Origin of the sequence: Kineococcus sp. G2, assembly GCF_037154035.1 — a bacterium.
Taxonomy (GTDB): domain Bacteria; phylum Actinomycetota; class Actinomycetes; order Actinomycetales; family Kineococcaceae; genus Kineococcus.
In genome coordinates, this window is record NZ_JBBBEM010000020.1 from 98,341 (window position 1) to 120,630 (window position 22,290).

The following is a 22,290-nucleotide window of genomic DNA, read 5'->3' on the forward strand; positions in this document are numbered from 1 at the left end:
TGGTCCTCCAGGTCGTCCGGCGCGAGCGTCCGGCAGTCGGGGCGCGGGACGTCGAAGCCACATCGACGTGCGCCCGGTCATCGTAGTGCGCAACCTGCCGCGCTCAGGTCCGCTCGGCGCGCAACGTGCCCGATCGTGACCTCGGACACCCCTCAACGGAGCAGCGCGCGGGGCTCAGCGCAGCAGCGCGCGGGGAGCCGACGCCGCGGCCGCCAGCACCCGCACCCCCACCGCGAGCGCTCCCTCGTCCGGGGCGTAGTCGCCGCGGTGCAGGTCGTGGCGCGCACCGCCCGGCGGGTGGGTGCCCAGGCGCAGCATCGCCCCGGGCACGTGGTGCAGGTACCAGGCGAAGTCCTCCCCGCCCAGCGACTGCCGGGTGGGCAGCACGGCGTCGGCGCCCAGCGTCGTGCGCGCGGCCTCCTCCAGCACGGCGGTGGCGCGCACGTCGTTGTCCACCGGCGGCACGCCGCGCACCAGCACGACCTCGGCGCGCACGTCGTAGGGGCGCACCAGGTCGGCCACGACGTCCTCGACGAGCTCCCCGGCGTGCTGCCACGCCTCGGTCTCCATGCACCGCAGCGTGCCCTGCGCGTACCCCTCCGCGGGCACCGCGTTGGCGGCGTCGCCGGCGTGCACGGCGCCCCAGGTGAGGTTCACGCCCGAGCGGGGGTCGACGCGGCGGGTCAGCACCGCCGGCAGCTGGGTGACCACCTGCCCGAGGGCGAAGACGAGGTCGCCGGCCAGGTGCGGTCGCGAGGTGTGCCCGCCGGTGCCGGACAGGCGCACGGTCACGTGGTCGGAGGCTGAGGTGATCGGGCCGGCCTTCAGCCCGACGGTGCCCACGTCCAGGCTCGGGTCGCAGTGCAGCCCGTACAGCGCGGCGACCCCCTCCAGCACCCCGGCGCCGACGAGGTCCAGCGCACCGCCGGGCATGACCTCCTCGGCCGGCTGGAAGAGCAGGCGCACCCGGTGGCCCAGCGCACCGGCGCGGTGCAGGTCCGCCAGGACCAGGCCGGCGCCGGCGACGGCGGCGGTGTGCACGTCGTGGCCGCAGGCGTGCGCGACGCCGGGCACGGCGGAGGCGTACGGCAGGCCGGTGGTCTCCTCCAGCGGCAGCGCGTCGAGGTCGGCGCGCACGGCGACCGCGGGCCCGCCCTCGGGGCCGACCTCGGCGACCAGCCCCGTGCCCGGCAGCAGGCGCACCGCGAGGCCGGCACCGGTGAGCAGCTCGGCGACGGCGGTGGTGGTGCGGCGCTCGGCGCGCGCCAGCTCGGGGTGGGCGTGCACGGCGCGGCGCAGCGCCACCACGGCGGGCAGGTGCGCCGCCGCCAGCGCCGCGGTCAGCTGCGGGGTCGCTCCGACGGTCGCCGCCGGGCGGGCGGCGGCGGTGGCGGTGTCGTTCCCGGTGTCGCTGCTCATGGGCTGCCCACGCTACTCCCGCCCGCGCGGCCCGCCGCTCACACGACGGAGTCCAGGCCCGCCTCCTTGGCGCGGGCCACGAGCTTCTTGACCTCCTGGGCGCGGGCGCGCGTGGTGACCAGCAGGGCGTCGGGGGTGTCGACCACGACGAGGTCGTCGACGCCCAGCAGGGCCACGACGCGCCCGTTGGCGGGCACGACGAGCCCGCCGGCGACCTGCTCGGTGAGCACCAGGGCGGCGTCGCCGAGCACGCGCGGCTCGTCGACCTCGGCGGGCAGCAGCTCCGCCAGCGAGGAGAAGTCGCCGACGTCGTCCCAGCCGAAGGTGGCCGGGACGACGGCCACCCGCCCGGCCTCGGCGGCCGGCTCGGCCACCGCGTGGTCGATGGCGATGGACTGCAGGGCCGGCCACTGCTCGGCCAGCACCGCGTCGCGGCGGGGGGTGTCCCAGGCGTCGGCGATGCGCTGCAGGCCGGCGTGCAGGGCGGGGACGTTCTCGGCCAGCAGCTCCAGCAGCACGTCGGCGCGGGAGACGAACATGCCGCCGTTCCAGCGGTAGTCGCCGGTGGAGAGGTAGGCGGAGGCGGTGCGCGCGTCCGGCTTCTCCTTGAACTGCAGGACGCGGCGGGCGTTGGGGGCCCCCTGCAGGCGCAGCCGCTTGCCCAGGCGGATGTAGCCGAAGCCGGTGGCCGGGTGCGAGGGCGCGATGCCGATGGTGACCACGAAGCCGCGGCGGGCGGTGACCACGGCCTCCTCGACGGAGGACTCGAAGTCGTCGCGGCCGGAGATGTTGTGGTCGGCGGCGAAGGAGCCGAGCACGGCGTCGGGGTCGCGGCGCACCAGGACGGCGGCGGCCAGCCCGATCGCGGCGGCGGAGTCGCGCTGGCACGGCTCGCGCAGGATGTTCTCCGCCGGCAGCTCCGGCAGCTGGGCGGCGACGGCGTCGGCGTGCGCGCGCCCGGTCACCACCCACGTGCGCTGCGCCTCGGTCAGCGGCAGCAGGCGGTCCCAGGTGGACTGCAGCAGGGTGCGCCCGCGGCCGGTGAGGTCCAGCAGGAACTTGGGCCGGTGGCTGCGCGAGAGCGGCCACAGCCGGGTGCCGGCCCCGCCCGCGGGCACGACCGCGTGGAAGTCGGACAGGTCGATCTGCGCGTCCTCGAGGTCGTCCACCGACCACAGCGGCGCCCCCGCGCCGCCCGTCGTGCTCGTGCCCCCGCCGGTCCCGTCCTGCTCCTGCACGCCTGGCCCCTCCCCCTCGTCCGGATCGACGGGGCGAACCTACCGGCGCCCCCGGCGCCGGGGGCGCGATCCGGCCCGGCCGGGACCACCGGCCGGGCTAGGATGAGGTGAGCCTCACCTGTTCGGGCCAGAGGTCCCGCACCCCGTGAGTCCTTCGTCACAAAACCTCCGCACCGACCTCCGCAGCGCGATCGGCCACCCCCGCGCGCCTACGATGGACGTCGGACGCCGCCACCCGTGCGCCGGAGCCCGGGAGGAACCGGCGTCGGACGAAATCGAGGAGGACGCCGGTGGCCACGAGCCTCACCCCGCCGTCGCAGGGGAAGAAGAGCGGGATCAAGCCCGCGGGCACGCTGTACCGCGGACGCGAGGGCATGTGGTCCTGGGTGATGCACCGCATCTCCGGCGTCCTGATCTTCTTCTTCCTGTTCGTGCACGTCCTGGACACCGCCACGGTGCGGGTGTCCCCGGAGGTGTACGACGCGGTGATCGAGCAGTACAAGAACCCCGTCATGGGCCTCGGCGAGGCCGGCCTGGTGGGCGCCGTGGTGTTCCACGCCCTGAACGGGGTGCGGATCATCCTGGTCGACTTCTGGCACAAGGGCACGCAGCACCAGCGCAAGCTCTTCTGGGGCGTCGTCGTCGTGTGGTTCGCGCTGATGGTGCCCTTCCTCGTCCGCCACCTGACCAACGTCTTCACCCACTGAGGCGGCCCCGATGAGCGCACCCGAGCAGACCCCCGGCGGCAGCTACGCGCCCGCCCTGGAGACCCCCCGCTCCCCGTACAAGCGCAGCCGCTCCACGCGCCCGAACTGGGAGCTGCACGGCTGGCTGTTCATGCGGATGTCCGGCCTGGCGCTGATCGTCCTCGTCTTCGGCCACCTGTTCATCAACCTCGTCCAGGGCGACGGCATCCACCAGGTCGACTGGGCGTTCGTGGCCGGCAAGTGGTCCAGCCCGTTCTGGCAGACCTGGGACCTGCTGATGCTGTGGCTGGCGCAGCTGCACGGCACCAACGGCGTCCGCACGGTCATCAACGACTACGCCGAACGCGACGCGACGCGCTTCTGGCTGAAGATGGCGCTGTACCTGGCCACGGTGATCGTCCTGGTCGTCGGCACCCTGGTCATCTTCACCTTCGACCCCTGCGCGGACCCCACGCGGAACTTCGACTTCTGCTCGGCCCGCTGAGCGGCCACCACCAGCACTCAGGGAGGCAGTTGTGCAGACGCACCAGTTCGACGTGGTCATCGTCGGCGCCGGCGGCGCGGGGATGCGCGCCGCGCTCGAGGCGGGCCAGCGGGCCCGCACGGCCGTGCTCACCAAGCTCTACCCGACGCGCTCGCACACCGGTGCGGCCCAGGGCGGCATGTGCGCCGCCCTGGCGAACGTCGAGGAGGACAACTGGGAGTGGCACACCTTCGACACCGTCAAGGGCGGCGACTACCTCGTCGACCAGGACGCGGCCGAGGTGATGTGCAAGGAGGCCATCGACGCGGTCCTGGACCTCGAGAAGATGGGCCTGCCGTTCAACCGCACGCCCGAGGGCAAGATCGACCAGCGCCGCTTCGGCGGCCACACCCGCGACCACGGCAAGGCGCCGGTGCGGCGCTCCTGCTTCGCCGCGGACCGCACCGGCCACATGATCCTGCAGACCCTCTACCAGCAGTGCGTCAAGCACGAGGTGGAGTTCTTCAACGAGTTCTACGTGCTCGACCTGCTGATGGTGCCGGCCGACCAGGCGCGCACCGGCGACGAGATCGAGGGCGCCGTCGGGCAGCCGGCGGCCGAGACGCCGCCGTCCATCGGCGTGCCCGGCGACAAGCGCGTCGCGGGCGTCGTGGCGTACGAGCTCGCCACCGGTGAGATCCACGTCTTCCAGGCCAAGTCGGTCGTCCTCGCCACCGGCGGGGCGGGCAAGGTCTACAAGACGACCTCGAACGCCCACACCCTCACCGGCGACGGCATGGGCATCGCCTACCGGCGCGGCATCCCGCTGGAGGACATGGAGTTCTTCCAGTTCCACCCGACCGGCCTGGCGGGCCTGGGCATCCTGCTGTCCGAGGCCGCCCGCGGCGAGGGCGGCATCCTGCGCAACGCCGACGGCGAGCGGTTCATGGAGCGCTACGCGCCCACCATCAAGGACCTCGCGCCGCGCGACATCGTGGCCCGCTCGATGGCCAACGAGGTGCGCGAGGGCCGCGGCGCCGGGCCGAACAAGGACTACGTCCTGCTCGACCTGACCCACCTGGAACCGGCGCACATCGACGCCAAGCTGCCGGACATCACCGAGTTCGCCCGCACCTACCTCGGCGTCGAGCCGTACACCGAGCCGGTGCCGGTGTACCCGACCGCGCACTACGCGATGGGCGGCGTGCCGACGAACGTCGAGTCCGAGGTCCTCTCGGACAACACCCACGTCGTCCCGGGCCTGTACGCCGCGGGCGAGGTGGCGTGCGTGTCCGTGCACGGCTCCAACCGCCTGGGCACCAACTCGCTGCTGGACATCAACGTCTTCGGCCGCCGCGCCGGCATCGCCGCCGCGGAGTACGCGACGAAGGCGCAGTGGGTCGCACTGCCCGAGGCCCCCGAGGCCGCCGTCGTGGCGCAGCTGACCGAGCTGCGCGACCGCCCCGCCGGCTCCGAGCGGATCGCCGCGATCCGCTCGGAGCTGCAGGAGACGATGGACGCCAACGCCCAGGTGTTCCGCACCGAGGCCACCCTCAAGCAGGCCCTCACCGACATCGAGCGGCTCCGGGAGCGCTACGCGCGCGCCGCGGTCCAGGACAAGGGCAAGCGCTACAACCTGGACCTGCTCGAGGCGCTGGAGCTCGGCTTCCTCCTGGACCTCGCCGAGGTGATGTGCCTGGGCGCCCTGGAGCGCAAGGAGTCCCGCGGCGGTCACTTCCGCGAGGACTACCCCAACCGCGACGACGTCAACTTCATGCGGCACACGATGGTGTACCGCGAGGCCGGCGTCGACGGTCAGCCCACGATGCGCCTGGACTTCAAGCCCGTCGTCCAGACGCGCTACCAGCCGATGGAGCGCAAGTACTGATGTCCGACTTCGAGACCACTCCGCGCGAGACCAGCGGCGAGGCCGGTTCCGCCAAGTCCGCCCAGGCCGCGTCCGAGCGCGACGGCGGCGCGAAGCCCCGCGAGGGCGGCAACATCGGCGGCACGGGCGAGGTGCCCAGCTTCGAGGTGACGCTGAAGATCCGCCGCTACGACCCGGAGCGCGACTCCGAGCCGCGGTGGGAGGAGCACCGCCTCACCATGTACGGCACGGACCGCGTGCTGGACGCGCTGCACAAGGTGAAGTGGGAGGTGGACGGCTCCCTGACGTTCCGCCGCTCGTGCGCGCACGGCGTGTGCGGCTCGGACGCGATGCGCATCAACGGCGTGAACCGGCTCGCGTGCAAGGTCCTGCTGAAGGACCTCAACCTCGACAAGCCCATCACCGTCGAGCCCATCAAGGGCCTGCCGGTGGAGAAGGACCTCCTCGTGGACATGGAGCCGTTCTTCGCCTCCTACCGCGAGATCATGCCGTTCCTCATCACCAAGGGCGCCGAGCCGACCCGCGAGCGCATCCAGTCGCAGGTGGACCGCGAGCGCTTCGACGACACCACCAAGTGCATCCTGTGCGCCGCGTGCACCTCCAGCTGCCCGGTGTTCTGGACCGACGGGCAGTACTTCGGCCCGGCCGCCATCGTCAACGCGCACCGGTTCATCTTCGACAGCCGCGACGCCGGTTCCGACCTGCGCCTGGAGATCCTCAACGACAAGGAGGGCGTGTGGCGCTGCCGCACGACCTTCAACTGCTCGGAGGCGTGCCCGCGCGGCATCCAGGTCACCAAGGCGATCGCCGAGGTCAAGCAGGCGATCATCGCCCGCAAGTTCTGATTCCGGCGCCCACCCGGCGCCGCACCCGCCAGGCCCGTCCCGCTCGCGCAGCGGGGCGGGCCTTCGCGCGTTCGCTCCCCAGGGGTCAGGATGGGGACCGTGCGCCACCAGGACCGCTACCTGCAGATCAGCCGTGTCCTGTACCGGCACGGGCTCGGCTACTTCGTCCACGCCCTCGGCCTGGAGCGCTGGGTGCGCCCCGAGCGCGTCGCGGCCGCCCGCGCCCCCAGCGGTGAACCGCACAGCGTCGCCGTGCACGTGCGGCTGGTGCTGGAGGAGCTGGGCCCCACGGCGGTGAAGCTGGGGCAGATCCTGTCCACCCGCCCGGACCTGCTGAGCCCCGCCTTCCAGCAGGAGCTGGAGAAGCTGCAGGACCGCGCCTCGGCGGTGCCGCTGGAGGTGGTGCGGGCCGCGGTGCGCGAGGAGCTGGGCGCCGACCCCGAGAAGGTCTTCCGCCGCTTCGACCCGGTCCCGCTGGCCAGCGCCTCCATCGGGCAGGCCCACGCGGCCACGCTCACCGACGGCACCGAGGTCGTCGTCAAGGTGCGTCGGCCGGGCGTGGTGGAGGAGGTGGAGGCGGACCTGGAGATCCTGCGGGCCCTGGCGGCGCGCGCGGCGCAGCGCTGGTCCGCGGCCGCCGACTACGACCTGGTGGGCCTGACGACCGACTTCGCCGACACCCTGCGCGCGGAGCTGGACTACCTGCAGGAGGCGCAGAACGCCGAGCGCTTCGCCCGCAACTTCCGCGGGGACCCCGACATCCACGTCCCCCAGGTGCACTGGGACACCACCACCTCGCGCGTCATCACCCTCGAACGGCTGCGGGGCACGAAGATCAGCGACCTGCGGTCCCTGGACGAGGCGGGTGTCGACCGCAGCGCGCTGGCGGCGCGGGCCACCCGGCTGATGGCCGACATGGTCTTCGAGCACGGCTTCTTCCACGCCGACCCGCACCCGGGCAACTTCCTCATCGAGCCCGGCGGCCGCATCGGCCTGCTCGACTACGGCATGGTCGGGGAGGTCGACGAGCGCACCCGCCGGCACCTGGCGGCGCTGCTGGCGGCCTTCGAGCGGCGCGACCCCGCGCGCATCGCGGCGGCCTTCGCCGACATCGGCATCACCAAGCAGCGCGTGGACCGCGGCCGGCTCACCGCGGACGCCGCGTACCTGCTCAGCCGCTACGAGGGCCTGCCGCTGGGCAAGGTCCGCATCGGCGACATCGTGCGCGACGTGCTGGAGATCCTGCGCCGGCACCACCTGGCGCTGCCGCGCAACCTCGCGCTGGTCGTGAAGATGATCGTGATGACGGAGGGCCTCGGCTCCACGCTGGACCCCGGTTTCCAGATCGGCACCGTCCTGGGCCCCTACGCGCGCCGGCTGGTGATGGGGCACGTGGACCCGGTGGCCATCGCGCGGCGGCTGCGCCAGGCGGGCCTGGACGCGGCGGCGCTGGGCGTGGAGCTGCCCGGGCAGCTCGGGCGGCTGCTGGACGTGCTGGACCGCGACGGGGTGTCGGTCTCGGTGCGCACCGACGAGCTGGACCCGCTGGTGGAGCGGGTGGAGCGCATCGGCAACCGGCTGGTGGTGGCGCTGGTGACGGCCGCGGGCATCGAGGCGCTGGCGCTGCTGGCCTCCACGGACCCGGACCGGCTGAAGCCGCACGAGACGAAGGTGGCCGCCCTGGGCGCCGCGGCGGTCGGCTCGCTGACGGCGTACCTGGGGTGGACGGCGCGCGGACGGCGGCGCCGGCGCTGACCGGCACCGCACCCCGGCACCGCACCCCGGCACCGCACCCCCGGCACCGCACCCCCGGGGCGGCGCCCCGGGGTGGCCGCGGGGCCCCGCCCTCCCGCATGATCGGGCCGTGACCTCCCCCGGCAGCACCGTCCTGTCCGGCGTGGGCGTCCGCTTCGGCGAGCGGGAGGTGCTGCGCGGGGTGGACCTGGACGTCGGCCCCGGTGAGCTGCTGGCGGTCGTCGGCCCCTCGGGCGCGGGCAAGTCCACGCTGCTGCAGGTGCTCGCCGGGCTGCGCGCCCCCGACACCGGCACCGTCCGGCGCCCGGACGACGGCCCGGGCCGCACCGCGCTCGTCGCCCAGCAGGCCCACCTGCTGCCCTGGCGCACGGTCGCCGGCAACGTGGCGCTGGGGCTGGAGTACCGCCGCAACGGCGGGCGCTGGCCCGCCGGGCGCCCCGGCACCGGCGAGCGGGTGGCGCGGGTGCTGGGGGAACTGGGCATCACCGAGCTCGCCGCCCGCCGGCCCGGGCAGCTGTCCGGGGGCCAGGCGCAGCGCGTCGCGCTCGCCCGCGCCGTGGTCACCGGCCCCTCGCTGCTGCTGCTGGACGAGCCGTTCGGCGCCCTGGACCCGGTGACCCGCGCCGAGCTGCAGGACTGGCTGGGCGAGGTGCGCTCGCGGCTGGGCACCGCGATCGTGCTGGTGACGCACGACCTGGACGAGGCGCTGCTGCTCGGCGACCGGGTGGCGCTGCTCAGCGGCAGCCCCGGCCCCCTGGAGGTGGTGGCGAGCGGCGTGCGCGAGCGGGGCGACCTGGCCGACGGCGGCGCCCGGCGGGTGCTGCTCGAGCGCTTCCCCGGCGGCGCTCACCTCCGCGCCGACGCGCAGGACCTCACCGGTGCCGCGCCCACGGGGGCGAGCGCCGCCGCGGCCCCCGCGCCGCGCGCGACGGGACGCCGGCAGCTGCTGCGCGCCGGTGCGGCCACGGCGCTGCTCGCCGCGCCGTTCGCCGCCGAGCTGGCGACCAGGGCGCCCGGCCGCGCGGTGGCCGCGGGCACCACCGCCGTCCCCGGCGGGCCGCTGCGCACCGGGTACCTGCCGATCACCGACGCCGCTCCCCTGCTCGTCGCCCACGCCGACGGCGAGCTGGCCAGCCAGGGCCTGACGGCCCCGCGGCCGGTGATGTTCCGCTCCTGGCCGGACCTGGCGGAGGCCCTGCAGGCGGGCGCCGTCGACGTCGTCCACATGCTCATGCCCCTGGCCGTGCAGCTGCGCCACGCCGCGCAGGTGCCGGTGCGGGTGCTGATGTGGAACCACGTCAACGGCTCGGCGCTGACGGTCGCCCCGGACGTCGGCGACGTCGCGGACCTGGCCGGGCGCACGGTGGCGGTGCCGTTCTGGTGGTCGGTCCACAACGTCGTCGTGCAGCAGGTCCTGCGGGCCGCGGGGCTGCGCCCGGTGCTGCGGGGCGAGGCGTCCGCGGCGGAGGGCACCGTGAAGCTGGTGCTGATGGCCCCCTCGGACATGCCGCCGGCGCTGGCCGCGGGCGAGGTCGCCGGGTTCACCGTGGCCGAGCCCTTCAACGCGGCGGTGGAGGTGCAGGGCGTCGGGCGGGTGCTGCGCTTCACCGGGGACGTCTGGAAGGACCACGCCTGCTGCGTGACGGTGGTGCACCAGCGGCTGCTGGACGAGCGGCCCGAGGCCGCCGACGCCGCGGTGCGCGGCCTGGTCGCGGCCCAGCGCAGCCTGCGCGCCGACGGCGCGCGCGGTGCGCGGCTGCTCTCGGAGGGCGGGTACCTGCCGCAGCCCCTGCCCGCGCTGCTGCGCACCTTCTCCGGCGAACCGGGCGAGGAGCACCTGCGCAGCGGGGCGGTGCAGCACCCGGACTGGCACCAGCAGCGGATCGGCTTCCAGCCGTACCCGCACCCGTCGTACACCGCCGAGCTGGTGCGGGCGATGGGGACGACGGACGTGGTCGGCGACACGGCGTGGCTGGCCGGGCTGGACCCCGCGGCCGTGCACGCCGACCTGGTCGACGACGGGCCGGTGCTGCGGGCCCTGGGCGGGAGCGCCGGGCTGGCGGGCTTCGGCACCTCGGCGCAGCGCACGGAGGTGATCGCGCCGTGAGCGCCGCGGGCCGGTGGTGGCCGCGGACCGCGGCGCTGGCCGCCACGGTCGGCGCGTGGTGGCTGGTGTGCGACGTGCTCGCCGCCGGCGACCCCGTGCTGTCCCGGACGGGGCCGTGGTCGACGGCCACCGCGCTCCTGGAGCTGCTCGGGCGGCGCTCCACGGCGCTGGACGTCGCGGCGAGCCTGCGCCGGCTGCTGCTGGGCCTGGCCCTGGCGGGAGCGGCGGGCGTGCTGCTCGGCCTGCTGCTGGGCTCGCGGCGCCGCCTGGAGCACGCGACGGCGCCGGTGGTGGCGGTGCTGCGGATGACCTCCCCGCTGGCGTGGGCGCCGCTGGCGGTGGTGCTCCTGGGTGTCGGCGACGCCCCCGTCACGGCCCTCGTCGCCGTCGCGGCGCTGTGGCCGGTGGCCCTGGGCACCGCCCACGCCGTGCGCACGGTGGACCCCGCCCTGCTCGCGGTGGCGCGGTCCCTGGGCGCCTCCCGCGCCGAGGTCCTGGGCACGGTGGTGCTGCCGGCGCTGCGCCCGCACGTGCTGAGCTCGCTGCGCCTGGCCCTGGGGATCGGGTGGGTGGTGCTGGTGCCCGCGGAGATGCTGGGCGTCGACTCCGGCCTGGGGTACGCGGTCCTCAACGCGCGCGACCAGCTCGACTACCCGCGCCTGGCCGCCACCGTCGTGCTCATCGGCGCGGTCGGCTTCCTGCTGGACCGGCTGCTGAACGTGCCGGCGGCCCCGGTGGGCGTCGAGCGGGCCGGGGCGGTCGCGGCGGCGGGGCCGGTGGGGGCCGGCGGCCGCGGGTGACGGCCAGCGCGGGCGGCGGCGAGCAGCCGGTTCAGGCGAACGGCGCGAGCGGCGCGCCGGCCCCCTCCAGCGCCGCGCGCACCCGCCGGGCGATGCCGACCGCACCGGGGGTGTCGCCGTGCACGCAGATCGACGCCGCGGCCACCTCCACGTCGCTGCCGTCGACGGCCCGCACCCGCCCCTCGGTGGCCAAGCGCGCGCAGCGGCGGGCGATCTCGTCGGCGTCGTGCAGGACGGCGCCGGGCTCGGTGCGGGGCACGAGGGTGCCGGCGGGCGTGTAGGCGCGGTCGGCGAACGCCTCGGCCACGGTCCGCAGCCCCGCCCGACCCGCCAGGTCCAGGAACCGCGACCCCGGCAGGCCCAGCACGGCCAGCGCGGGGTCGTAGCGGCGCACGGCCTCGACGACGGCGGCGGCCTGCGCCTCGTGGTGCACGAGCGCGTTGTAGAGGGCGCCGTGGGGCTTGAGGTACGTGACGCGGGTGCCGGCGACGCGGGCGAGGGCCTGGAGGGCGCCGATCTGGTAGAGCACGTCGTCCGTCAGCTCCGCGGGGGCGACGTCGACGAACCGGCGCCCGAAACCCGCCAGGTCCCGGTACCCCACCTGGGCGCCGACGGCCACGCCGCGCGCGGCCGCCAGCTCGCAGGTGCGCCGCAGCACGGTGGGATCGCCCGCGTGGAACCCGCACGCCACGTTGGCGCTGGTGACGACGTCCAGCAGCGCCTCGTCGTCACCGAGGGTCCAGCGCCCGAAGCTCTCACCGACGTCGGCGTTCAGGTCCACGGACGGTCCCCCTCAGGACGTGGGCAGGGACGGGCTCACGGGCCGCAGCGGAGCCGGCGCCACGTGCGGCTTGCGCCGGTGCCCGACGTGCCAGCCCATCTGCCACAGGAAGTGCCCCAGGCTGCCGCGGTCGCGCACGGCCGCGAGCTTGCGCAGCATCGTCGCCGCCCCGGACCCACCACCTGGTCCGGGCGGCGGCACGTCCGCCGGGTCCGGCGGGACGTCGCGGTACCGCTGCTCCAGCCACGCCTCGGCGGCGCCGTAGTCGAAACCCTGCCGGTACAGGTTCCGGAACGTGGAGCGCAGCCGCACGTGCACCACGGCCTCGGGGACGAACACCAGCGGGTGGCCGGCGAGCTGCAGCCGCCAGCTGAGGTCGGTGTCCTCCAGGTGCAGCGCGCCGGGGTCGAACCCGCCGACGGCCAGGAACGCGGAGCGGTGCACCCCCATGTTCCCCGCACCGGCGTGCGGCAGGTGCGGCGGGAACGGCGAGTTCTGCAGGCCGTCCTGCTGCTGCAGGCTGCGCGCGGCGAGCGTCCACGGGTCGTTCAGCTCGTCCGTGCCGAAGCGGCCCGCCACGAAGGAGTGCTCCGCCAGGGCGCGCGCCACGGCGTCCAGCCAGCCGGGTGCGACGACGTCGTCCGCGTCGCAGAACACCAGCCACTCGCCCCGCGCCAGCCGTGCGCCGGCGTTGCGCGCGGCGCCGGCGCCCCGGCGCGCGGAGGCGTCGACCCAGCGCAGCCGCGGCAGGCGGCCGGTCCAGGCCTCGACCAGTTCGCGGGTGCCGTCCGTCGAGCCGTTGTCGCAGACCAGCACCTCCCAGGTCAGGCGGGACTCCTGGCGGGCGAGCGCGGCGAACTGCTCGACGAGGGTGTGCGCCGCCTGGTACGTGGCGATGACGACGGAGATCCGCACGGGCACGGCGTCGGTCTCCGCGCTCACCGGGACCACCGCCGGGAGGGCTTCTCGGCCCACACCGCGCGCACGGCGGGGCGGCCGGCGAGCAGCTGCCCGAGCGTCGCGTAGCTCCAGGGTGCTGCGGCGACGTCCGCGGGCAGCAGGTCCAGCGCGTGCGAGAGCGCCTCGGCGCGGGAGAACCGCGGCAGCTCGGCGGGGTCGCCGACGTCCGGGTCGCCGCGGGTGTCGTGCAGGAGGATCACCGCGCCGGGGCTGAAGGGGCGCACGATGCGGCCGGCCACGGCCGGCACCTCGTCGTGGACCCAGTCCTGCGCCCAGCCGGACCACAGGACGACCTCCAGGCCGAGGGAGCGGAAACCCAGGACCTGCGGCAGCGTCTGCGCCCCGTAGGGGGGACGGAAGAACCGCACGGGCCGGCCGGTGACCTGTTCGAGGCGGTCCTTGCCCTCGCGGACGCGGGCGACCGCCTCGCGGGTGCCCAGCGCGCTCAGGCGGGTGTGGTCGATGCCGTGCAGCTCCACCTCGTGCCCCTCGTCGAGCGCGCGGCGCACGATGCCGGGGTGGGCCTCGGCGCGCTCGACCAGCACGAAGAACGTGGCGCGGACCGAGCGCTCGGCGAGCACGTCCAGCAGCGCCGGCGTCTGCTCCGGGTCGGGACCGTCGTCGTAGGTGAGGGCGACGACCCGCTCGTCGGTGTCGGCGCACAGGACCGTCGAGGCGCCCCGCAGCGCGCGGTTCACCGGGCGGGCCCACGCCGGCTGGGTGAACCTGCCGGGCGCCGGGCGGTCGAAGTCGGCCGCGCGGCGGCGGACCAGGACGTCGGGCCCCGTGTCGGGGAACCTGTGGAACGGACCACCCGCCGTCGGCGCGGGTGCTGTGGTGCTGACCATGTGCGAGCCCTTCACTGCGCGGGCTCCACGGCCCGGCGCTCCCCCCGGCACCGGAGAACGCGACCGGTGCGCCCAGCCCCCCGACTGCGGCGGGACGATGCTAGGGCAGTCGGGTGCCCCGGCGAACGGTGGATCGGCGCCCGGATGCCCCCGTCCGAGGGGGATTCCACTCCTCCGGGGCGCTGTCGCGACGTTCGGTGATGAACCTCCTGCGTTCCGTCGCGCTGCCCGCTTACCATCGGTCGTCCGCCCGTCGTCGCGCGTCCCGGCACGCGCCCGGAACCGAGGTCGGTCAGTGGTCAGAACCATCGGCAGGTCGTACGGACCGGCGGTGCGCCGGCTCCTCCGGAGCACCGGCGCCTGCGCGCTCGCCCGTGCCGCCCGCACCGTCGCCGTGGGCCCGGTCCGTGCCGCGCCGACCGCACCGGCGTGAGCGGCGCCGCGCGGCTGCTGCCCGCCGGGGACCGCGCCTGGCTGCTGGAGCCCGCCGACCCCGCGGCCCTGACGGCCTTCGCGCGCGAGCTGGAGCAGGACGCGCCCGCCGGGGTCGAGGACGTCCTGCCGGCGGCCCGCACCGCCCTGGTGACCCTGCGGCCCGGCGCGGACCGCGACGAGGTGGCCCGGCAGGTGCTGCGGCGGTGGGAGGCGCTGCCGACGGGTGACGGCGCCGGTACCACCGACGACGGGGACGGGGACGGGGACGGGGACGTGGTGACGGTCCCGGTGCGCTACGACGGCGAGGACCTCGAGGAGGTGGCCGGACTGCTGGGCGTGGGCCCCGCCGAGGTCGTCGCCCGGCACACCGGCGCGACGTGGACGTGCGCGTTCGTCGGCTTCGCCCCCGGGTTCGGGTACCTGCGCGGCCCCGGTGCGCGCCTGGCCGTCCCGCGCCGCGCGCAGCCGCGCACGGCCGTGCCCGCCGGGGCGGTCGCGCTCGCGGACGGGTGGAGCGCCGTCTACCCGCGCCGCTCCCCCGGCGGCTGGCGGCTGATCGGCACGACCGCGCTGACGCTGTGGGACCCGGCGGCGGACCCGCCGGCGCTGCTGCGCCCCGGCACCCGGGTGCGGTTCGCGCAGGTGGCCGGGTGAGCGGCGCGGCGGCGCAGGGGGCCGGGACGCTGGAGGTGGTGGCGCCGGGGCCGCTGACCACGGTGCAGGACCTCGGCCGTCCCGGCGCGTTCCGCTGGGGCGTCGGTGCGGCCGGCGTCGCCGACCGGCGCTCCCTCGGCCTGGCCAACCGCCTCGTCGGCAACCCCGCGGGCCACGCCGCCCTGGAGGTGCTGCTGGGCGGCCTCGTGGTGCGCGCGCGCACCGACCTCGTGCTGGCGGTCACCGGTGCCGCGACGCCGGTGAGCGTGGACGGGGCGCCGGCGGGGTGGTCCAGCGCGCTGGTGCTGCCCGCCGGGAGCGCGCTGCGGCTGGGGACGGCCACCGCGGGCCTGCGCGCGTACGTGGCGGTGCGCGGGGGCGTGGCGGTGCCGCCGGTGCTGGGCTCGCGCAGCCGCGACACCCTCGCCGGTCTCGGCCCCGACCCCCTCGCCGCGGGCGACGTGCTGCCGGTGGGACCGGAACCGGAGCAGCTGCCCCGGCTGCGCACCGCCCCGGTGGCCGCCCCCGCGGCCGGCACGGTGGACCTGCGGGTGCGGCTCGGACCGCGCGCGGACCGGTTCACCGACCCCGGTGCGCTGTTCGCCGGGACCTGGACGGTGACCGCGCAGTGCGACCGGGTCGGCGCGCGCCTGGCCCGGCCCGCCGGGCAGCCGCCGCTGGAGCGCTCGACGACGGCGGAGCTGGCGCCCGAGGGGGTCGTGCTCGGCGCCCTGCAGGTGCCGCCCAGCGGTGAGCCGGTGCTGTTCGGCCCGGACCACCCGGTCACCGGCGGGTACCCGGTGGTGGGCGTGGTGCGCGACGCGGACGCCGACCTGGCCGCGCAGGTGCGTCCCGGTCAGTCGCTGCGCTTCCACCCGGCGGTGCGGGCGTGAACGGCGGCCCGCCCGGCGGCGAGGCCGTCGCGGTCCTCGCCGCGCTGTTCGACCCCGGCTCCTTCGCCCCGCTCAGCGACCCCGCGGCCGGCGGGCCGCCCGGCGTGCTCACCGGGTGCGGCACCGTGGCCGGGCGCGGGGTGTGCGCGATCGCGCAGGCGCCGGGGGCCGTCCCCGAGCCCGCGGCCGTGGACGCGGAGCTGCGCGCGCGGGCGCTGGCCGCCCGCACCGGCCGGCCCGTGGTGACGGTGCACGACGCCACCGGGGCGGGGACGGCCCGGGGCTTCGGGGAGCTGGTGCGCGGGGCGGTCGCGCTGTCCGGGGTGGTGCCGCAGGTGGCGGTCGTCACCGGCGCGGCCGACGCCGAGCGGGCCCTGCTGCTGCCGCTGGCCGACGTGGTCGTCGCCACCGCCGGGGCGCGCTCGGCGCTGGCGGACCCGGCCGCCGCGGCCGTCGTGACCGGCCGGGAGCGGGACGCGGCCGGGCTGGGCGGTGCGCAGCTGCACGCGAGCGCGACGGGCCGCGCGGCGCACGTCGCCGCCGGCGGCGCCGAGGCGGGGGCGTTCGTGCGCGAGCTGCTCGGCCACCTGCCCAGCAGCAACCTGGCCACGCCGCCGCGCCTGCCCGTCGAGCCCGTCGCCGGCGAGGAGCCCGACGACGAGCTGGAGGCCCTGCTGCCGGTGGACCCGGCCGCGCCGTACGACGTGCGCGAGGTGCTGGCGCACCTGGCCGACGACGAGGACGCGCCGCTGGAGCTGCACGCGCGGCACGCCGGCGGGGTGCTCACGGGGTTCACCCGGCTCGACGGGCGCAGCCTGGGCGTGGTCGCCACCGACCCGGCCGTGGCCGGCGGGTCGCTGGACGCCGCGGCCGCGGCGAAGGCCGCCCGGTTCGTGCGGTTCTGCGACGCGTTCGGGGTGCCGGTGCTCACGCTGGTGGACACCGCCGGGTTCGTGCCCGCCGGCGAGGACGACCCGGGCTCCCCCACCGCGGCCGCCGCGCAGCTGGTGTACGCGTACGCCGAGGCGTCGGTGCCGCTGCTCACCGTCGTCACCGGCCGCGCCCACGGGGCGGCGCTGCTCGCGCTGGGCTCGCGGCACGTCGGCGCGGACGTGGTGCTGGCGTGGCCGCGGGCGCGGCTGGGTGCGCGCGACGCGGTGGCGGAGGTGGCGGGCGAGGTGGCGCAGGAGGTGGCCGGTGGTGGTGCCCGGCCGGGCACCGGCGAGTGGGCGCAGCGGGTGGCGCGGCGGGAGGCGCTCGCGTCCCCCGGGGCGGCCGTGCGCGCCGGGGACGTGGACGCGGTGGTGGAGCCGGGCCGCACCCGCGCCCACCTGGCGCGGTGGCTGGAGGCGCTGGAGCGCAAGGCGGTGACCCCGCCGGCCCGCCGGCACGGGAACCTGCCGCTGTGAGCGGCGCCGGCGACTGGGTGGTGCGGGGGAACCCCACCGCGGAGGAGCTGGCGGCCGTGGTGGTCGCCGTCCTCGCCGCGGCCGCGCGGCGGCCCGGGGAGGAGTGCGCCGGCGACGGACCGGCCGCGACGTGGGAGGACCGCTGGGGCGAGCCGGCGTCCCTGCTGCGCCGGCCGCTGCCACCGGGCACGCCGCCCGGCTGAGGCCGCCGCCCCGCCCCGGACGGGCGGGGCGGCGGTCCGGGGTCAGCGCGGGATCATCCCGTGCGGGTCGATGACGAACTTCTGCGGTGCACCGGCGTCGAACTTCCGGTACGCCTCGGGCGCCTCGTCGAGGGAGATCGGGGTGGCGCCCACGGCCTTCGCGATCTGCACCTTGTCGTGCAGGATCGCCATCATCAGCTGGCGGTTGTACCGCATCACCGGGCACTGGCCGGTGGTGAACGACAGCGACTTCGCCCACCCGGTGCCCAGGTCCAGCGACAGCGATCCCTTCTTCGCCGCCTCGTCGACGCCGCCGGGGTCGCCGGTCACGTACAGGCCCGGGATGCCCAGCGCACCGCCGGCGGCGGTGATCTGCATGAGGGAGTTCAGGACCGTGGCGGGCGCCTCCTTCGCCGCCCCCTCACCGTGCCCGCGGGCCTCGAACCCGACGGCGTCCACGCCGCAGTCCACCTCGGGCACCCCGAGGATCTGCTCGATCTGGTCCCTCGGGTCGCCCTTCGAGACGTCGACGGTCTCGCAGCCGTTCTCCCGCGCGCGCGCCAGCCGCTCGGGGTTGAGGTCGCCGACGATGACGACCGCTGCGCCCAGCAGCTGCGCGCCGACGGCGGCGGCCAGGCCCACCGGCCCGGCTCCGGCGACGTACACGGTGGAGCCGACGCCGACACCGGCGGTGACGCAGCCGTGGAAACCCGTGGGGAAGATGTCCGACAGCATCGCCAGGTCGAGGATCTTCTCCATCGCCCGGTCCTTGTCGGGGAACCTCAGGCAGTTGAAGTCCGCGTAGGGCACGAGCACGTACTCGGCCTGCCCACCGACCCAGCCGCCCATGTCGACGTAGCCGTAGGCGGAGCCGGGCCGGTCGGGGTTGACGTTCAGGCAGATGCCGGTCTTGCGCTCCTTGCAGTTGCGGCAGCGGCCGCACGCGATGTTGAAGGGGACGGAGACGAGGTCACCGACCTCGAGGAACTCCACGTCCCGGCCCTTCTCCACCACCTCGCCGGTGATCTCGTGACCGAGGACGAGGTCCGGAGGGGCGGTGGTGCGCCCGCGCACCATGTGCTGGTCGGAGCCGCAGATGTTCGTCGCGACGAGCTTGAGGATGACACCGTGGTCGACGCGCCGGCCGACGTTGGCCGGGTTGACGCCGGGGCCGTCGCGCAGTTCGAACACGGGGTAGTCGATGTCCTGGACCTCGACCTTGCCGGGTTCGAGGTACGCGATGGCGCGGTTGCCGGTGCTGCTCGTCACGGGGACTGCCCTCCTCACGGCGGCGCCGGCCTCGGTGTCGGCGCCCGGGAGCACATCCCACCGCTCCCGGGCGCCGACCGCAAGGGCTGGGCGTCAGCCGGCCGTGGTGGGCACCGCGTTGCGCGCCACGACCGAGGAGTACCACAGGGCGCTGTCCTTCAGCGTGCGCTCCTGGGTGGTGTAGTCGACGTGGACGATGCCGAAGCGCTTCGAGAAGCCGTACCCCCACTCGAAGTTGTCCAGGAAGGACCACAGGTAGTACCCGGTGACGGGGGCGCCGGCCTCCACCGCGTCCAGCACGGCGGCCAGGTGGTCGCGCAGGTAGCGGGTGCGCTCCAGGTCGTGGACCCGGCCGGCGACGACCACGTCCGGGTACGCCGCGCCGTTCTCGGTGACCATCAGCTCCAGGCCGGGGTGCTCGCGGTGGACGCGCAGCAGCAGTTCCGTCATGCCGCGAGCGTCCACGCTCCAGCCCATGTCGGTCTTGTGACCGGGCAGCTCGGGGAACTCGATGAGGTGGTGCGAGCCGACCCAGGGGCTGTGCGCGCTGGCCCCGTGGCCGTCGGCCTCGGCGCGCGGGCCGGTGCCGTCCCAGGCCCGCACCACGGTGGGGCTGTAGTAGTTCACGCCGAGGACGTCCAGCGGCTGGTGGATCAGCTCCAGGTCACCGTCGCGCACGAAGGCCCAGTCGGTGACGTCCGCGGTGTCGGCCAGCACGTCGGCCGGGTAGCTGCCGCTGAGCACCGGGTCGAGGAACACCCTGTTCTGCAGGCCGTCGACGCGGCGCACCGCGTCGTGGTCGGCGTCGGTGGTGCCGTCGGTGCGGACCCAGGCGAGGTTCAGGGTCAGGGCCACCCGGGCGCCCGGCGCGGCGCGGCGCACCGCGGCGGCGCCGAGGCCGTGGGCCAGGTTGAGGTGGTGCACCGCGGCCAGCGCGGCCGCCGGCTCGGTGCGCCCGGGCGCGTGCACGCCGGAGGCGTACCCCAGGTACGCCGAGCACCACGGCTCGTTGAGGGTGATGAACGTGCGCACCCGGTCACCCAGGGCGCCGGCGACGACCTCGGCGTACTCGGCGAACCGCTCGGCGGTGGCCCGCGACGTCCAGCCGCCGGCGTCCTCCAGGGCCTGCGGCAGGTCCCAGTGGTAGAGGGTGACGGCCGGTTCGATGCCTGCGGCGAGCAGTTCGTCGACGAGCGTGGAGTAGAACGCCAGGCCGGCCTCGTTGACGGGCCCGAGGGCGTCGGCGGTGACCTGCGGGGTGATGCGCGGCCACGCGACGGAGAACCGGTAGGACGCCAGGCCCAGCCGCTCCATGGTGGCGATGTCCTCGCGGAAGCGGTGGTAGTGGTCGTCGGCGACGTCGCCGTTGTCGCCACCGGCCACCTTGCCGGGGGTGTGGCTGAAGGTGTCCCAGATGGAGGGCGTGCGGCCGTCCTCGGCTGCGGCGCCCTCGATCTGGTACGAGGCGGTGGCCGTGCCCCAGGTGAAACCTGGGGGGAAGGCGCGCTCGGCGCCCTGCTCGGTGGCCGGGGCCTGGCCGGGGACGGCGGCGGTGCCGGTGGGTGCGGTGGGGCGTTCCTCGGTGGTGGTCATGCGGGTCGGGGCCGCCGCCGGGGCGCGCGGCACCGCCTCCTCTCCGTGGGGTGCGGGGTGGGTGGTGTTGGGGTGGGCGTCAGCCCTTGACGGCGCCGGCCATGATGCCGCTGACGATCTGCTTGCCGAGCAGCACGAACACCACGATGACGGGCAGGGTGCCCACGAGGGTGCCGGCCATGATGATCGAGGTGTCGGGCACGTAACCGCTGCCGAGGTTGTTCAGCGCGACCTGCACGGTGGGCATCGAGGAGTTCAGCGCGATGACGGGCCAGAAGAAGTCGTTCCAGGCAGTCATGAACGTGAGCATCCCCAGCACCGCCATGCCGGGGCGGGCGATCGGCAGCACGATCGCCACGACGGTGCGCGTGGCGGAGGCGCCATCCATCTTGGCGGCCTCCAGCAGCTCGTCGGGCAGCGTCTGCACGAGGTACTGCCGCATGAAGAACACGCCGAAGGCCGTGACGAGCGAGGGCAGGATGACCGACTCCAGCCGGCCCGCCAGGTTCCAGTCCGACATGATCTTGTACAGCGGCACGACGCCCAGCGTCGGGGGGATCATCAGCGTGCCGATGGTCACGGCGAACAGCGCGTTCTTGCCCCGGAAGCGCAGCTTGGCGAAGGCGAAACCCGCCAGGGTGCAGAACAGCAGGGTGCCGACGGTCGTGACGCCGGAGACGATCAGCGAGTTGACGATGGCCAGGCCGATGGCCTGCTGCTCCAGGGCCGTGCTGATGTTCTGCCACAGGTACGGCCCCGGCAGGAACGGCGGCGGCGACTGCGTCATCTCCGCCATCGGCCGGCTCGCCGCGACGATCATGTAGTAGAAGGGCACGAGGAAGACGAACGCCGTGACACCCAGCAGCACGTAGGTCAGCCAGCCCGCGGCGTCGGGTGCGCGGTAGCGCCTGCGGCGTGTGGAGGACGGGGTGGGGGCCGCCAGCGCGGCCTCGCGGACACCGGTCGTCACGGTCATCGCCGGGCTCCTTCGCGGTCGCGGTCGCGCCAGCGGGCCAGCGCGGTGTTGAGCAGGACCAGGACGATGATGAGCAGGAACGTCACCCACGCGATGGTGGCGGCCCGCCCGAGCGCCCCGTACGCCCAGCCCTGCTGGTACATGTACAGGCCCAGCGTCTGGTACTGGTTCAGCGCCCCGCCGTCGACGCCGCCGAACAGCAGCGGCTCACCGAACAGCTGGGTGGCGCCGATGGTGGAGACGACGACGGTGAACAGGATCGTCGGCCGCAGCCCGGGCAGGGTCACGTGCACGAACTGCTGCCAGCGGTTGGCGCCGTCCAGGGCAGCGGCCTCGTACAGGTCCTGGGGGATGGACTGCATGCCGGCCAGGTAGATGAGGGCGTTGTAGCCCGTCCAGCGCCAGATGACGATGATGGAGATGGCGATCTGGGCGCTGAGGTCGCCGTTGCGCCAGTCCAGGGCGTCCACACCCACGAGGGAGAGCATCCAGTTCGCCAGCCCGGCGTCCCGGCCGAAGATCTGGGCGAACACCAGCGTGGAGGCCGCCACCGAGGTGGCGTACGGCATCATCATCGACACCCGGAAGAAGTTCCGGGCGCGCATGCGGTAGTTCAGCAGGTGCGCCAGGCCCAGGGCCAGCAGCAGCTGCGGGACGGTGGACAGCACACCGAGGGTGAACGTGTTCCACAGCGCGTTGTAGAAGGCGTCGTTCGTGAAGAGCCAGGTGTAGTTCGCCCAGCCGGTGAACTCCGGCTCACCGCCCAGCTCGTAGGAGTGGAAGCTGATCCACATCGTGTAGACGAGCGGGAACAGGCCGAAGGCGAAGAACAGCAGGAAGAACGGGGCGATGTAGGCGTACGGCGCGGCGGCGGCCTCGAAGCGGAACAGCCGGGAGCGCAGCGGGACGCGCTGCGCCGGGCTCTTCGGTCCGGGTCCGGCCGGCGCCGGTGGGGCGGTCGCGCTGGGTGCGCTCACGGCGTCTCCTCGCGGGGTGGGGTCGGGTCGGCTGGCTGGGGCGGGGGGGGCGCCGCGCGGCGGCCGCCCC

Annotated in this window: 20 protein-coding genes; 11 read left to right on the forward strand and 9 right to left on the reverse strand. The window is 75.5% G+C overall.

All coding sequences use genetic code 11. From position 1 onward, the window contains the following. Positions 1-174: 174 nt before the first annotated feature. Positions 175-1,419, reverse strand: a complete 1,245-nt coding sequence (locus tag V9U69_RS04685) for an amidohydrolase (RefSeq protein ID WP_337060143.1) — start codon at positions 1,417-1,419, stop codon at positions 175-177. 38 nt (positions 1,420-1,457) lie between these two features. After that, positions 1,458-2,588, reverse strand: a complete 1,131-nt coding sequence (locus V9U69_RS04690) for a mannose-1-phosphate guanylyltransferase (protein WP_442907592.1) — start codon at positions 2,586-2,588, stop codon at positions 1,458-1,460. A gap of 359 nt (positions 2,589-2,947) precedes the next feature. Between V9U69_RS04690 and sdhC the strand changes: the two genes are divergently transcribed. The 7 genes from sdhC to V9U69_RS04725 all read left to right on the forward strand — a co-directional run bounded on the left by sdhC (position 2,948) and on the right by V9U69_RS04725 (position 11,222). After that, a complete protein-coding gene (sdhC, locus tag V9U69_RS04695) occupies positions 2,948-3,364 on the forward strand; it encodes a succinate dehydrogenase, cytochrome b556 subunit (RefSeq protein WP_442907585.1) in 417 nt (138 codons plus the stop codon). A 10-nt stretch (positions 3,365-3,374) separates the two neighbouring features. After that, entirely contained in the window at positions 3,375-3,848 is a 474-nt protein-coding gene (locus tag V9U69_RS04700; RefSeq protein ID WP_337060145.1) for a succinate dehydrogenase hydrophobic membrane anchor subunit, read from the forward strand. Positions 3,849-3,879: 31 nt separating this feature from the next. After that, positions 3,880-5,715 carry an FAD-binding protein gene (locus tag V9U69_RS04705; protein WP_337060146.1) on the forward strand — a complete coding sequence of 612 codons (1,836 nt, stop codon included), beginning with the start codon at positions 3,880-3,882 and terminating at the stop codon, positions 5,713-5,715. Then, complete coding sequence (locus tag V9U69_RS04710; protein WP_337060147.1) at positions 5,715-6,560, forward strand: succinate dehydrogenase iron-sulfur subunit; 846 nt, start codon at positions 5,715-5,717, stop codon at positions 6,558-6,560. Before V9U69_RS04705 ends, V9U69_RS04710 begins: the two co-directional genes overlap by 1 nt. Before the next feature lie 99 nt (positions 6,561-6,659). Continuing rightward, positions 6,660-8,315, forward strand: coding sequence for an ABC1 kinase family protein (locus tag V9U69_RS04715; protein ID WP_337060148.1), 1,656 nt, complete (start codon positions 6,660-6,662; stop codon positions 8,313-8,315). A gap of 109 nt (positions 8,316-8,424) precedes the next feature. After that, the gene (locus V9U69_RS04720; protein WP_337060149.1) at positions 8,425-10,422 is read left to right on the forward strand and encodes an ABC transporter substrate-binding protein; all 1,998 of its coding nucleotides are present in this window, start codon (positions 8,425-8,427) and stop codon (positions 10,420-10,422) included. Then, entirely contained in the window at positions 10,419-11,222 is an 804-nt protein-coding gene (locus V9U69_RS04725; RefSeq protein ID WP_337060150.1) for an ABC transporter permease, read from the forward strand. The genes V9U69_RS04720 and V9U69_RS04725 overlap by 4 nt, the downstream gene beginning before the upstream one ends. Before the next feature lie 31 nt (positions 11,223-11,253). On the opposite strand, the gene V9U69_RS04730 is transcribed toward V9U69_RS04725, so the two are convergent. Genes V9U69_RS04730 through V9U69_RS04740 form a run of 3 tightly spaced genes read right to left on the reverse strand, consistent with a single transcriptional unit; the run spans position 11,254 to position 13,811 of the window. Next, on the reverse strand, positions 11,254-12,003 hold the full coding sequence (locus tag V9U69_RS04730) for a LamB/YcsF family protein (RefSeq protein WP_337060151.1): 750 nt from the start codon (positions 12,001-12,003) through the stop codon (positions 11,254-11,256). A gap of 12 nt (positions 12,004-12,015) precedes the next feature. Next, on the reverse strand, positions 12,016-12,945 hold the full coding sequence (locus V9U69_RS04735; RefSeq protein ID WP_337060152.1) for a glycosyltransferase family 2 protein: 930 nt from the start codon (positions 12,943-12,945) through the stop codon (positions 12,016-12,018). After that, a complete protein-coding gene (locus tag V9U69_RS04740; protein ID WP_337060153.1) occupies positions 12,942-13,811 on the reverse strand; it encodes a polysaccharide deacetylase family protein in 870 nt (289 codons plus the stop codon). Before V9U69_RS04740 ends, V9U69_RS04735 begins: the two co-directional genes overlap by 4 nt. 429 nt (positions 13,812-14,240) lie before the next feature. On the opposite strand from V9U69_RS04740, the gene V9U69_RS04745 reads away from it, so the two are divergent. Genes V9U69_RS04745 through V9U69_RS04760 form a run of 4 tightly spaced genes read left to right on the forward strand, consistent with a single transcriptional unit; the run spans position 14,241 to position 17,405 of the window. Then, the gene (locus V9U69_RS04745) at positions 14,241-14,900 is read left to right on the forward strand and encodes a 5-oxoprolinase subunit B family protein (RefSeq protein WP_337060154.1); all 660 of its coding nucleotides are present in this window, start codon (positions 14,241-14,243) and stop codon (positions 14,898-14,900) included. Further along, the gene (locus V9U69_RS04750; RefSeq protein WP_337060155.1) at positions 14,897-15,793 is read left to right on the forward strand and encodes a biotin-dependent carboxyltransferase family protein; all 897 of its coding nucleotides are present in this window, start codon (positions 14,897-14,899) and stop codon (positions 15,791-15,793) included. Before V9U69_RS04745 ends, V9U69_RS04750 begins: the two co-directional genes overlap by 4 nt. Continuing rightward, the gene (locus tag V9U69_RS04755; protein ID WP_337060156.1) at positions 15,790-17,202 is read left to right on the forward strand and encodes a carboxyl transferase domain-containing protein; all 1,413 of its coding nucleotides are present in this window, start codon (positions 15,790-15,792) and stop codon (positions 17,200-17,202) included. The genes V9U69_RS04750 and V9U69_RS04755 overlap by 4 nt, the downstream gene beginning before the upstream one ends. Beyond that, entirely contained in the window at positions 17,199-17,405 is a 207-nt protein-coding gene (locus V9U69_RS04760; protein ID WP_337060157.1) for an acyl-CoA carboxylase epsilon subunit, read from the forward strand. Before V9U69_RS04755 ends, V9U69_RS04760 begins: the two co-directional genes overlap by 4 nt. A 42-nt stretch (positions 17,406-17,447) precedes the next feature. Here the strand turns inward: V9U69_RS04760 and fdhA are convergent, their stop codons facing one another. The 4 genes from fdhA to V9U69_RS04780 form a co-directional block, all read right to left on the reverse strand. Beyond that, positions 17,448-18,674 (reverse strand): formaldehyde dehydrogenase, glutathione-independent, encoded by a 1,227-nt coding sequence (gene fdhA, locus V9U69_RS04765; protein WP_337060158.1) that lies wholly within the window; start codon positions 18,672-18,674, stop codon positions 17,448-17,450. 93 nt (positions 18,675-18,767) lie between these two features. Beyond that, entirely contained in the window at positions 18,768-20,267 is a 1,500-nt protein-coding gene (locus V9U69_RS04770; RefSeq protein WP_442907593.1) for a GH1 family beta-glucosidase, read from the reverse strand. A 79-nt stretch (positions 20,268-20,346) separates the two neighbouring features. Next, positions 20,347-21,243, reverse strand: a complete 897-nt coding sequence (locus V9U69_RS04775; RefSeq protein ID WP_337060160.1) for a carbohydrate ABC transporter permease — start codon at positions 21,241-21,243, stop codon at positions 20,347-20,349. Continuing rightward, complete coding sequence (locus V9U69_RS04780; RefSeq protein WP_337060161.1) at positions 21,240-22,220, reverse strand: carbohydrate ABC transporter permease; 981 nt, start codon at positions 22,218-22,220, stop codon at positions 21,240-21,242. Before V9U69_RS04780 ends, V9U69_RS04775 begins: the two co-directional genes overlap by 4 nt. Positions 22,221-22,290: the final 70 nt, after the last annotated feature.